Origin of the sequence: Rhodococcus rhodochrous (assembly GCF_014854695.1) — a bacterium.
In the GTDB taxonomy this organism is placed as follows: Bacteria; Actinomycetota; Actinomycetes; order Mycobacteriales; family Mycobacteriaceae; genus Rhodococcus.
Genome location: NZ_CP027557.1, coordinates 2,293,981 through 2,306,307, shown reverse-complemented (window position 1 = coordinate 2,306,307; position 12,327 = coordinate 2,293,981). Strand labels below are relative to the sequence as shown.

Annotated in this window: 11 protein-coding genes; 6 read left to right on the top strand and 5 right to left on the bottom strand. The window is 69.3% G+C overall.

The window, feature by feature from the left end; genetic code table 11:
* Positions 1-11 precede the first annotated feature (11 nt).
* A complete protein-coding gene (gene galE / locus C6Y44_RS10845) occupies positions 12-1,004 on the top strand; it encodes a UDP-glucose 4-epimerase GalE (protein WP_174247047.1) in 993 nt (330 codons plus the stop codon).
* 36 nt (positions 1,005-1,040) lie between these two features.
* Here galE and C6Y44_RS10840 read toward each other — a convergent pair whose 3' ends face one another.
* On the bottom strand, positions 1,041-2,177 hold the full coding sequence (locus C6Y44_RS10840) for a DUF4192 domain-containing protein (protein WP_159418522.1): 1,137 nt from the start codon (positions 2,175-2,177) through the stop codon (positions 1,041-1,043).
* 171 nt (positions 2,178-2,348) lie between these two features.
* The gene (locus tag C6Y44_RS10835) at positions 2,349-3,023 is read right to left on the bottom strand and encodes a DUF5642 family protein (RefSeq protein WP_120284199.1); all 675 of its coding nucleotides are present in this window, start codon (positions 3,021-3,023) and stop codon (positions 2,349-2,351) included.
* Positions 3,024-3,242: 219 nt separating this feature from the next.
* On the opposite strand from C6Y44_RS10835, the gene C6Y44_RS10830 reads away from it, so the two are divergent.
* The 4 genes from C6Y44_RS10830 (at position 3,243) to C6Y44_RS10815 (ending at position 8,929) form a co-directional block, all read left to right on the top strand.
* The gene (locus C6Y44_RS10830; protein ID WP_120282342.1) at positions 3,243-4,265 is read left to right on the top strand and encodes a proteasome assembly chaperone family protein; all 1,023 of its coding nucleotides are present in this window, start codon (positions 3,243-3,245) and stop codon (positions 4,263-4,265) included.
* A 173-nt stretch (positions 4,266-4,438) separates the two neighbouring features.
* The gene (locus tag C6Y44_RS10825) at positions 4,439-5,476 is read left to right on the top strand and encodes an alpha/beta fold hydrolase (RefSeq protein ID WP_159418523.1); all 1,038 of its coding nucleotides are present in this window, start codon (positions 4,439-4,441) and stop codon (positions 5,474-5,476) included.
* Between the two features lie 139 nt (positions 5,477-5,615).
* On the top strand, positions 5,616-8,120 hold the full coding sequence (locus C6Y44_RS10820) for a DEAD/DEAH box helicase (RefSeq protein ID WP_159418524.1): 2,505 nt from the start codon (positions 5,616-5,618) through the stop codon (positions 8,118-8,120).
* Positions 8,121-8,161: 41 nt separating this feature from the next.
* Entirely contained in the window at positions 8,162-8,929 is a 768-nt protein-coding gene (locus tag C6Y44_RS10815; protein ID WP_120282340.1) for a LysR family substrate-binding domain-containing protein, read from the top strand.
* Between the two features lie 11 nt (positions 8,930-8,940).
* On the opposite strand, the gene C6Y44_RS10810 is transcribed toward C6Y44_RS10815, so the two are convergent.
* Together C6Y44_RS10810 and C6Y44_RS10805 are read right to left on the bottom strand one after the other, a co-directional pair.
* Positions 8,941-9,873 carry a hydrogen peroxide-inducible genes activator gene (locus C6Y44_RS10810; protein WP_120282339.1) on the bottom strand — a complete coding sequence of 311 codons (933 nt, stop codon included), beginning with the start codon at positions 9,871-9,873 and terminating at the stop codon, positions 8,941-8,943.
* Between the two features lie 67 nt (positions 9,874-9,940).
* Positions 9,941-10,651 (bottom strand): hypothetical protein, encoded by a 711-nt coding sequence (locus C6Y44_RS10805; RefSeq protein ID WP_159418525.1) that lies wholly within the window; start codon positions 10,649-10,651, stop codon positions 9,941-9,943.
* A gap of 132 nt (positions 10,652-10,783) precedes the next feature.
* Here C6Y44_RS10805 and C6Y44_RS10800 point away from each other — a divergent pair, with 132 nt between their 5' ends.
* Entirely contained in the window at positions 10,784-11,050 is a 267-nt protein-coding gene (locus C6Y44_RS10800) for a hypothetical protein (RefSeq protein ID WP_088898209.1), read from the top strand.
* Here C6Y44_RS10800 and C6Y44_RS10795 read toward each other — a convergent pair.
* On the bottom strand, positions 11,010-12,203 hold the full coding sequence (locus C6Y44_RS10795; protein WP_159419252.1) for an aminotransferase family protein: 1,194 nt from the start codon (positions 12,201-12,203) through the stop codon (positions 11,010-11,012). The two genes, C6Y44_RS10800 and C6Y44_RS10795, sit on opposite strands and share 41 nt — an antisense overlap.
* Positions 12,204-12,327 lie beyond the last annotated feature (124 nt).

The window sequence follows — 12,327 nt, the reverse complement described above, 5'->3', positions numbered from 1 at the left end:
GCGAAAAGGGGATGTCCAGCGTGAGACTTCTGGTGACCGGCGGCGCCGGCTATGTGGGCAGCGTGTGCACGACCGTGTTGCTCGAACAGGGCAACGACGTCGTGGTCGTCGACGACCTGTCCACCGGGAACGCCGAGGCGGTCCCCACCGGTGCCGAGTTCGTCGAGGGCGACATCGCGGCCGTCGCCGACGAACTGCTCTCCGGATCCCGTTTCGACGGCGTCCTCCACTTCGGTGCACAGTCGCTGGTCGGCGAGTCGGTGGAGTTCCCCGAGAAGTACTGGCAGGGCAACGTGGTGACCACCCTCGCCCTGCTCGAGGCCGTCCGCCGCTCGGGTACCCCGCGGTTGGTGTTCTCCTCCACCGCCGCGACCTACGGCGAACCCGAGAGCGTGCCGATCACCGAGGACGCACCCACCCGCCCCACCAACCCGTACGGTGCGTCGAAGCTCGCCATCGATCACGCGATCTCGTCGTACGCGCACGCCCACGGTCTCGCGGCGACGAGCCTGCGGTACTTCAACGTCGCCGGCGCCTACGGCGGTGCCGGGGAGAACCGCGTCGTCGAGACGCATCTGATCCCACTCGTGCTGCAGGTCGCTCTCGGTGTGCGCGATCACATCTCGGTCTTCGGCACCGATTGGCCGACCAAGGACGGCACCGCGGTGCGCGACTACATCCACGTGAAGGATCTCGCCGACGCCCACGTACTGGCACTGACGAAGTCCGAGCCCGGCCGCCACGGCATCTACAACCTCGGCAGCGGAGAGGGTTTCACCGTCCGCGAGGTCATCTCGGCGTGCGAGCGGGTCACGGGCCTGCCGATCGCTGCGGTCGACGCGCCGCGCCGCGCCGGTGATCCGGCCGTGCTCATCGCCTCGAGCAGCCGCGCGATCTCCGAGCTCGGATGGAACCCCCAGCACACCGATCTCGACGAGATCGTCTCCGATGCGTGGGAGTTCACCCGGTCCCTCGGCGACCGTCTGCACGCCGCTCGACGCTGATCGAGCGCAGGGCCGGATCGAGCAGACGGCTCCGGTTCAGGACGGTTCGTCGCCGCGCGGCAGTTCGAGTCCCAGCCGCGCCGCGATCTCGTGTCCGGTCTCTGCGAGGCCACGGATCGACTCGGGACGCAGTCCCGCCTGCAGGGCCTGGTCGAGCAGATCCGAAAGCCGGTGGCGGGGATCGGATTCGAGGGCCGCTGCGAGCGCGACCCCGGCGAGCGGACCGTCGCCGCGCACGTAGGCGCCGAAGCCGACGAGCGCGGCGGCATCGGCCCGTTCGGGATCGGGCAGGGCCCGGGCGAGCTCGGTCCACAGACGCTCCGCCGGCCGTGCGAGCGGTCCGGTCGCGAGTCCCATGGCGGCGTCGCGCACCGTGCGGTTGGCGAGCAGAACGGCCAGCTCGGCGATGTCGGACGCGCTGGGATCCGTTCCGCCGGCGTACGTCTCGATGTGCGCGAGCACGGTTTCGAGTTCGAGACGGTCGGCGCGTTCGCCGCCGCCCTCGCGGGCACAGCGTTCGTACTCGCGGTCGCGGGTCTCGACGACCTCGTCGATACACCGCGCAACCTCCTGCCGCACCGCCGGCGGATACGGCGCGAGCAGTGCGGCGAGTTCGGTGCGGGAGCCGCGGATCGGGCTGCCCTCGAACACCCGGGCCGCCGCGACCACCGAGGACCCGGGATCGGCCACGCTGCCGGTGATGTCCTGGCCGGGCACGAACCAGGTCGCTCCACCGGTGATCTCCGGCAGCGCGTACACCCCCGCCAGGTCGATGCCGACGGCGTCGAGATGGTCGGCGAAGTCGTCGACGAGCCTGCACACGTCGGCGATCACCGGATCGTGCCGGTCGGCGAGATCGTCGTCCACGAGCACGGCCACCACCGATTCCGCGCCCTCGCGGGCACAGACGGCGCAGAAGCGCCGGAACGCCGCGCGCATGAGCTCGGGGACCGGTTCCCCGGACCGGGGCAGGACGAGGTCGTGTCGCATCACCGCACCGATGCTCGCCACCCTGCCGTTCGGGCGGGTCGGAACGTCACCGGTCGGAGTCAGGCACATCACGACGATCGAACGCGTCGGCGGGAAGCCCATCAGCGCGGGCAGGGCGGCGATCACGTCACCGACATCGGTGAGACGGAGTGGGTGCGACGACGAAGGCGTGGAAGTTGTCATGCTCGAACCGTGGCCCATCGGTCCGAGCGGAAAGCGGCTCCCGGGGCCGTTCCGGGGCCTTCTGGGGATGAACCGGCCGGCTGTGGACAACTTCGAGACCGGCACCGTGATCGGGTGCCGAGCGGACGATCCCGTCGGCGGGCGCTGTTAGGGTGCCGCGCCCGGCCCGCGTCAGGGGCGGGCGGCGAAGTCGACGGCCTCCCGGAACACGCGGTCGAGATTGTCGGTGTCGGGAGATGCCGCGTCGAAGGACATGTACGTGACCGTCACGCGCACGTCCTCGATCTGTGCGATGCGCGTGGCCATCGACTGCGTCAGGCCGCCCGATCCCCGGCCGGAGTCGACCGTCCGGGTCAGGGCCAGCGTCCCGGCTCCGTCGACGGGCGCAGCAGGATCGTCGTCGAGGACGGTCGAGACGGTCGAGGTGATCCCCCGCACGGTGGCGTCCACCTGCGAGCATTCCGTCAGATGGGTGCGGTACTCGGCGAGGTCCGGAGCAGGCCGGGTGACCTCGACGCTGATCGTCGCGCGACTGGCGTTGTCGGTACCGACCACCATGGCGGTGCTCTCGGGGCCGTAATCCTGCGCGGGCGGCAGACATCCGCCCGGATCGACCCTCGAGCCGGGCTGGATCCCGGTCAGGTCGGGCGCCGCCTGCGCCACGGCCTCAGGTGGGAGAACCACCGCGACGTACGGTTCGGGAAACCGTTCGGGGGGAAGCACCAGTTCGCCCGGTGCCCGGACGATCGCGGGGGCAGGCGCAGGCGCGGACGCGGTTCCCGTCAGGGCTGCCGGTTCGGGCCGGGGGTCGCCGGAGACGGTCTGGGAGCAGGCGGATGCGAGCATGAGGCACGCGGCCGCCACCACGCTCCGGCCGGCCGATGCGCGGCGCCTCGGACGAGTATCGCGTCGGGTCACCCGAACCTCCCTCGGTCGTCGACGTCGGGCAGGGTGTGCGCCCCGGAATCGGTCGTCGTGGCGTCAATTAGACTCGAACACCACCATGCCACGTCGGGTGACCCCGGCGGAGATGCCGAGACTGAGTGTGATCGGAGTGGTTCGCAGATGGACGAGCAGTCCCGCATGTACGAGCTGGAATTCCCGGCTCCGCAGCTCACCTCCCCGGACGGTGAGGGGCCCGTCCTCGTGCACGGTCTCGAAGGGTTCGCCGACGCGGGACACGCGGTGCGCCTGGCGACCACGCACCTGCGCGAGAACTTGGAGACCGAACTCGTCGCGTCGTTCGCCGTCGACGAACTGATCGACTACCGATCGCGTCGGCCGCTCATGACGTTCAAGGCCGACCACTTCTCGGATTACGCCGAGCCCGAACTGAACCTGTACGCGCTCATCGACGAGGCCGGCACCCCGTTCCTGCTGCTCGCGGGTGCCGAGCCGGATCTGAAGTGGGAGCGTTTCATCACCGCGGTGCGGTTGCTCGCCGAGCAGTTCGGGGTGCGGCGGACCATCGGGCTCAATGCGATCCCCATGGCGATCCCGCACACCCGGCCGTTGGCGGTCACCGCGCACTCGACCAACAAGGACCTCATCGCGGGGCACCACCGCTGGTCGGGCGAGCTGCAGGTGCCCGCCGGGGTCTCGTCGCTGCTCGAATACCGGATGGGGCAGCACGGGCACGAGTCCGTGGGCTTCTCCGTGCACGTGCCGCACTATCTCGCCCAGACCGACTATCCGGCTGCCGCCGAGACGCTGCTGACGAACGTCGCCGAGGTCGGGGGCCTGGAGCTGCCGCTGCAGGCGCTCGGCGAGGCTGCGGCACGGGTGCGGGAGCAGATCGACGAGCACATCGAGGACAACGCCGAGGTCCTCGGGGTGGTGCACGCGCTCGAGCGGCAGTACGACAGCTACGTCGCCGCCCAGGAACAGCAGACCTCTCCCCTGCCGACCGACGAGAGTCTGCCGACGGGTGAGGAGATCGGCGCCGAATTCGAGCGGTTCCTCGCCGAATACGATCGGCGCGGCACCGATCCCGGCGACGATCTCCCAGGTCCGGGCGACGGCGGGGCCGGCGACGGCGGGTTCGGCGAGCTCGGCCCGGACGACGGGGACGATTCCGCTCCGCGCTGACGCCAAGACGGGTCCGCCGGATGTTTCATGATCGTCACAATCGTCGTTGTCGGCGTCACATACAGGCGGTACGCTTCGGCGATATGCCACAGTGGTAGTTGTGTCCGGTTCCCGGCGACGGGCCGGGCAGCCCGGCTACCACCACGCGATCACCGACGTCGCAGGAGACGCTCATGGTTCCACCGCGCGCCCGGACGCTTCGCCCGGTTCCGGACAACGAACCCCGCATCGTGTTCCGCACGATCCACGGTTACCGACGCGCGTTCCGCATGGCCGGCAGCGGTCCCGCTCTGTTGCTCGTGCACGGCATCGGTGACGACTCCTCGACCTGGCAGGACGTGATCCCGCACCTGGCGGAGAAGTACACCGTGATCGCCCCCGACCTGCTCGGGCACGGTCGATCCGACAAGCCGCGGGCCGACTACTCGGTGGCCGCCTACGCGAACGGCATGCGCGACCTGCTGTCGGTCCTGGGGATCGAGTCGGTCACGGTGATCGGCCATTCCCTCGGCGGCGGGGTGGCGATGCAGTTCGCCTACCAGTTCCCCCACATGGTCGAGCGTCTGGTGCTCGTCGCGTCCGGCGGAGTCACCAAGGACGTTCATCCTGCGCTGCGCCTGATCTCGGTGCCGATCGTCAGCGAAGCGCTGCGGGTCCTGCGGCTGCCCGGGGCGATGCCGGTCCTGCGCGCCGCCGGTGCCGTGCTGAATCGGGTCAACGGATCGCCGCTGCGTCCCGGTGCCCTGCTGCACGACACCTCGGATCTGGTGCGCGTGCTGGGGAACCTCCCCGACCCCACGGCCTACGAGGCGTATCTGCGCACGCTGCGCGCGGTGGTCGACTGGCGCGGTCAGGTCGTGACCATGCTCGATCGCTGTTATCTGACGGAGAACCTCCCCGTCCAGCTCATCTGGGGCGATCACGACAGCGTCATCCCGGTCGCCCACGCCTATCTCGCGCACTCGGCCATGCCCGGTTCACGTCTCGAGATCTTCCGGGGTTCCGGCCACTTCCCGTTCCGCGACGACCCGCTGCGCTTCCTGCGGGTGGTCGAGAACTTTCTGGAGACCACCTCTCCCCTGGAGTTCGACCTCGACCGTTGGCGTCGACTGCTCGTGTCGGGCGTGAGCGAGTCGCAGATCAGCGGCGGCCCGGAGACCCGCATGGCGGTGCTCGGCGCGATGGGTTCGGACGAGCGCAGCGCCACCTGACCTGCACTGCCCGCAGGGCACCCGACTGCACTGCCCGCAGGGCACCGACTGCACTGCCCGCAGGGGCACCCGACTGCGCTGCCCGCAGAGCCGCGCGACCCGCTCGGGTGGGTCGGGTCCTTCCGACTAGCCTGGAGAAGTGCTGCTTCCCGATCTGATACCCGACCCCGTCGATGACGACGCGTTGTTCGACGCGTTCACCACCTGGACGACGGATCGGGGCATCTCGCTGTATCCGGCGCAGGAGGAAGCGCTCATGGAGCTCGTCGCCGGCTCCAACGTCATCCTCGCCACACCCACGGGCTCGGGGAAATCGATGGTGGCGCTCGGTGCGCACTTCTTCGCGCTCGCCGCGGGCAAGCGCACCTTCTACACCGCCCCGATCAAGGCGCTCGTGAGCGAGAAGTTCTTCGCCCTGTGCGACGTCTTCGGTGCCGACAAGGTCGGCATGATGACCGGCGACGCGTCGGTCAACGCCGGAGCACCGATCATCTGCGCCACCGCCGAGATCGTCGCGAATCTCGCGTTGCGCGAAGGACCGGACTCCGACATCGGCCAGGTCGTGATGGACGAGTTCCACTTCTACTCCGAACCCGACCGCGGGTGGGCGTGGCAGGTTCCGCTCATCGAATTGCCGCACGCGCAGTTCCTGCTCATGTCCGCGACGCTCGGCGACGTGACTTTCCTGCAGAAGGACCTGACCCGCCGCACGGGACGGCCGACGGCGGAGGTCTCGGGCTCCGAACGTCCGGTCCCGCTGACCTTCTCGTACTCGCAGGCACCCATCGGGGAAGCGATCGAGGAGCTCGTCACGACGCACCAGGCGCCCGTCTACGTCGTGCACTTCACCCAGGCCGCGGCCCTCGAGCGCGCTCAGGCTCTGACCAGCGTGAACATGTGCACGAAGGCCGAGAAGGAGGCGATCGCCACCGCTCTGGGCGACTTCCGGTTCTCCACCGGTTTCGGCAAGACCCTTTCGCGTCTCGTCCGGCACGGTATCGGCGTGCACCACGCGGGCATGCTGCCGAAATACCGGCGCCTGATCGAGAAGCTCGCGCAGGACGGGCTGCTGAAGGTCATCTGCGGTACCGACACGCTCGGCGTCGGCATCAACGTGCCGATCCGCACCGTGCTGCTCACGGGCCTGACGAAGTTCGACGGCACCCGCACCCGGCAGCTCAAGGCGCGCGAGTTCCACCAGATCGCCGGTCGTGCAGGTCGCGCCGGATACGACACGATGGGCACCGTCGTCGTGCAGGCCCCGGAGCACGAGATCGAGAACGTCCGGGCTCTCGCCAAGGCCGGGGACGATCCGAAGAAGCGCCGGAAGGTGCAGCGCAAGAAGGCACCCGAAGGTTTCGTCTCGTGGGGTGAGGGCACCTTCGACAAGCTGATCGCGGCGTCGCCCGAACCGCTGCAGTCGCGGTTCTCGGTGAGCAACTCGATGTTGCTCAACGTCATTGCGCGACCGGGCAATTGCTTCGACGCGATGCGGCATCTGCTCGAGGACAACCACGAACCCCGTCCGGCGCAGCGCAAGCACATCCTCAAGGCGATCTCGCTGTATCGGGGGCTGCTGCAGGCGGGCGTGGTCCAGCAGCTCGACGAGCCGGACGAGTTCGGGCGCCGGGCCCGTCTCACCGTCGACCTGCAACGCGACTTCGCGCTCAACCAGCCGCTGTCGCCGTTCGCCCTCGCAGCGATCGAACTGCTCGACGTCGACTCCCCCACCTACGCTCTCGATGTCGTGTCGGTCATCGAATCGACGCTCGACGATCCGCGTCAGGTGCTCATGGCACAGCAGCACGCTGCGCGCGGTGAGGCCGTCGCGCAGATGAAGGCCGACGGCATCGAGTACGACGAGCGAATGGAACTGCTCGAGGAGATCACCTGGCCCAAGCCGCTCGTAGAGCTGCTCGAGCCTGCCTTCGAGACGTACCGGGGTGGCCATCCCTGGGTGTCGGAGTTCCCGCTGTCCCCGAAGTCGGTGGTGCGCGACATGATCGAGCGCAGCATGACCTTCTCCGAGCTGGTCTCGCACTACGGTCTGGCCCGCTCCGAGGGGTTGGTCCTGCGCTATCTCGCCGACGCCTACCGCGCCCTGCGGCAGACGGTACCGGACGCCGCGCGCACGGAGGAGCTCGAGGACATCATCGAGTGGCTCGGCGAACTGATCCGTCAGGTCGACTCGTCCCTGCTCGACGAGTGGGAGTCGCTCACCCATCCCGGGGTGGAATCCGACGACCAGCAGATCGCGTTCGGTGTCGACTCTCCTCGCCCGTTGTCCGCGAACGTCCGTGCGTTCAAGGTCATGGTCCGCAACGCGATGTTCAAGCGGGTCGAGCTGGCCTCACGTCGGCGCTGGGACAAACTCGCGGCCCTCGGCGACGGTCTCGACGCCGAGGACTGGGAGGACCTGCTCGAGTTGTACTTCGACGAGTACGACGAGATCGGCACCGGCCCCGACGCGCGTGGACCGCTGCTCTTCACCGTCGAGACGGGTCCCGAACTGTGGCGGGTGCGTCAGACCCTGCACGACCCGCAGGGCGATCACGGCTGGGCGTTGATCGGCGAGGTGAATCTCGGCGAGTCCGATGCGGCCGGTGAAGTGGTGTTCGACGAGTTCGAGATCGTCGAGGGCTGATCGTCGCAGGCGGCGGGTCACGGGAGCGGTAGCCTGACTCGGTGAGCGAACCGACCGTGCAACCCTTCCGCTTGGCCTACGTCCCGGGTGTCACCCCCGCGAAGTGGGTGCGGGTGTGGAACGAGCGGATGCCGGACGTCCCGATCGAACTGGTCCCCGTCGAACCGACGGCAGGCGCGGATCCGCTGCGCGAGGACGCCGCCGACATCGCACTGCTGCGCCTGCCGCTGCAACGGGACGGCCTGTCGGTCATCCCCCTCTACACCGAGGTCTCCGTCGTGGTGGTGCCCAAGGAGCACGTGTTCGCGGCGGTCGACGAGGTGTCGGTGTCCGACCTCGCCGACGAGACGGTGCTGCATCCGCTCGACGACGTGCTCGATTGGGTCGCCCTTCCCGGCGAGGAGGCCTTCGAGCGGCCCGCGACCACCGAGGACGCGATCTCGCACGTCGCCTCGGAAGTGGGTGTGCTCGTCACGCCGCAGTCGCTCGCCCGCCTGCACCACCGACGCGACCTGACCTACCGTCCCGTCGTCGACGCGCCGGCGTCCCAGGTGGGTCTCGTGTGGATCACCGACCGGACGACCGATCTCGTCGACGAGTTCGTCGGCATCGTCCGGGGACGGACGGCCAACAGTTCTCGTGGCCGCCGCAGCGACTCCGAACCGGAAGCCGAGTCGGGCGGCACCTCGCGTCGTGGTGAACGCAAGGGCTCGGCCCCGAAGCGCCGCGCGCCGGAACCCAAGACGTCGCGCCGAGCAGGGACCTCCGCGCGCAAGCGCCCCGGAAAACCCCGACGCGGTCGGCGCTGAGGGGGTCTTCGTCAGGAGACGACGGGGCGGCAGGTCGGCGGGACGCAGCCGCGGATGGTCTCGGCGAGGATGCGGTAGTCGACTCCGCGCGGGGACGACGAGCGGAACACCAGACCGATCCGGCGGCCGGGTGCCGGGTCCGCGAAGTGCGCGACCTCGAGGTCTCCCCGGGCGGTTTCGACGGCGACCGCGGAGGCCGGGACGAGCGTGATGCCCAATCGTCCTGCGACGCAGCGCACCACGGTGGACAGGGAGGTCGCACGGGTGTCGCCGAATGTCGGTCGCGCGTCGACGGACCGGCACAGGTCGAGTGTCTGGTCGCGCAGGCAGTGGCCTTCGTCGAGCAGCAGCAGTTGCGCATTGTCGAGTGCGGAGACCGAGAGATCGGTGCGCCCGGCGAGTTCGTGTCCGGTCGGCAGGACGAGGACGAATTCCTCGTCGTACAGCGGAACTTCGATCACACCCGAAACGTCGGCGGGCAGTGCGAGGACGGCGACGTCGAGGGTTCCGGCGCGCAGTGCGTCGAGGAGCCGCGCAGTCTGGTCCTCGACGACCTGCAGCGACAGGGCCGGCATCGCTTCGTCGAGTGCGGGCAGGATCTCGGGCAGGACGTAGGGCGCGACGGTGGGGATCAACCCCACCCGCAGCGGGCCCGACAGTCCGTCGGACACTCCTGCCGCCGCGTCGACGAAGCCGTCGGCTGCGTCGAGCACCACCTCTGCGTAGGGAAGCAGGCGTGCACCCACCGGTGTCACCAGCACACGGCGGGTGCTGCGCTCGATGAGCTGGACGCCGAGGCCGTTCTCGAGAGCCGCCAGACCCTGGGACAGGGTGGGCTGGCTGACCTCGAGTCGCGCTGCGGCCGTGCCGAAGTGGCGGTAGGTGGCCACCGCGACGAAGGCACGCAGCTGCGAGAGGGTGGGCTGGTAGCTCTGATCGGTCACGCCTATCAGTGTAGAACGACCTATCGTCTTTACCTTTCACAACTATCGGACTACGCCGGTCCGGGCTCTACGACGCCGAGCCGGCCGCCTTTCCGGCAGCGAGGTCGTCCTCATCGAGCACGACCTCGATCTCGCCGCCGAACTCCACCCCGGGAGCGAGCGGCAGCCGATCGCCGCTCCAGAACCGGCCGGGGTCGTACCAGTTGCTTCCCCGGTGCCGTTGCTGCAGCAATCCCATCTCCTCCAGCGTCAATCCGACCACCTCGGCGCAGTACGCGCTCTCGAGCCCACCGGACGGGACGGCGGCCCGCCGACGACGTGGGAGTCGGCCCGCGAACCATCGCCCCGTGAGTGTCGTCGTCGACGGGAACGGTGTGCCGTCGAGCCGCGCGATCGTGCGCAGCAGCTGATCCTCCTGATCCGGGGTGACCGCCACCGAGATCTGCCGCAACCAGCCGCGCTGGCCGTAACGCGCGGCCCACACCTGCACCGCACTGCGCAGGTCGTGCAACTGCACGCCGCGCTGGTGCCGTCCCGTCCACATGTCCGGGAGGCTGCGGCCCAGCTCGGCGTGCCACATGAGCGGCGGCAGGTCCTCGAGTGCGACCGTCATCCCCACGTGGTTCACCGGCGCGTTGGTCAGCGTCTGGATCGCTCGGTCGGCCGGGGTTGCGCCGCGGAACATCCACAGGTCCCCCGTGCGGGTCGTCGCCACGGCCTCGTCGAGGGTGAGACGCGAACGCGCACCGGCACACCGATCAGCCGACGAAGTGTCCATGCCGTCAGCCTGCCATGCCCGACCGCCGCTGGGGTCGTCCGCATGGCCCCGACGGCCGCTGAGGTCGTCCGCATGGCCCCGACGGCCGCTGGGGTCGTCCGCATGGTCCCGACGGCCGCTAGGGTCGTCCACATGGCACTACGCGGTGGCAAGTGGTGGAAGCTCGTCGGACTCGCCGGGATCGTGGGAGTCGCGGCGACCGGTGCCGTCGCCGCCCGCAACGAGCGGCAACGACGGAACTACAGCCCGGACGAGGTGCGGTCGGTGCTGCACGAGCGTTACGCGCGTTCGCTCGCCGCACGCGACGGCAGCGCCGAACTCCCCCTCGCCGAGGTACCGGTCGGGCCGAAGGAACGGATCAGCCGAGTGCTGCGGCGATTCCGTCGGCGAGATCGGTGATCTGCTCGTCGGTCATCACGAACGACGGGGAGATCTGCATCGCTCCCTGACCGGCCGCACGTCCCGAGATCCCGTGCTGTCGCAGGGTCTTGACGAAGCCGAGCGCCTCGGACGGATCGGCGAGCTGCACGGCCGCCACCGCACCGAGACCGCTGCGGACCTCGGCGACCCGCGGATGATCCGCCAGCGGAGCGAGCTTCTCGTGCAGCGTCCGCTCGATACGCGCCGACTCGGTGAGCAGATCCTCGCGCTCGATGATGTCGAGGTTGGCGAGAGCGGCCGCTGCGGCGGCAGCGTGCCCGCCGTAGGTGTAGCCGTGGCGCCACCACACGCCTCCGGCGAAGAACGGTTCGGCGACCCGCGGAGCGACGAACAGAGCGCCCATCGGCAGGTAGCCGGAGGTGAGTCCCTTTGCGGTGGTGACCATGTCGGGATTCAGATCGAATCGGGACGACGCGAACCACGAACCACCGATACGACCGAAACCGGTGACCACCTCGTCGACGACGAACAGGATGTCGTGGTCGCGGCAGATGTCGCGGATCTCGGCGAGATAGCCGTCCGGCGGCAGGTACACCCCGCCCGCACCGATGACGGGTTCGCAGAAGAAGGCCGCGATGGAGTCGGCACCGACCGAATCGATGAGTTCGAGCAGAGCCTTGGCGTCGTCCCACGCAACCCGCGCGGTGTCCTCCCACAGGCGGCCGTAGCCCTCACCGTTGACGGGGATACCGGCGAGCGAGGTACCACCGACGTGCATGCCGTGGTACGCCTTCTCCCGCGAGACCAGCAGCCGCTTGCCGGGCTTTCCGACCTCCTGCCAGTACCGCCGCGCGAGCTTGGCCGCCGAATCGACCGAGTCGGATCCGCCGGAGGTGAAGAAGATCTTGCTGCCCGGAACCGGGGCGATCCCCGCGAGACGCTCGGCGAGTTCGACCGTGGGCTCGGAGGTCAGGTCGCCGAAGTTCGAGTAGTGGGCGAGCTTGGCGATCTGCGCTGCGATCGCCTCGCCGATCTCGGTGCGGCCGTGACCGACGTTGGTGAACCACAGTCCGGCGGTGGCATCGAGGTAACGGTTGCCGGCGTCGTCCCAGATGTACGCGCCTTCCCCGCGCGACACGACGAATGCGCCGTCCCGTTCGATCGCGCCCATATCGGCGAATCCGTGCCACAACGCACCCACGACCAACTCCCGTCCACGACGATCACGACACCCGCCATCGTATGCGGAGGAAACGACTCTGGCGCCGAAGACCCGCACCCGCCACCCTGGTGCC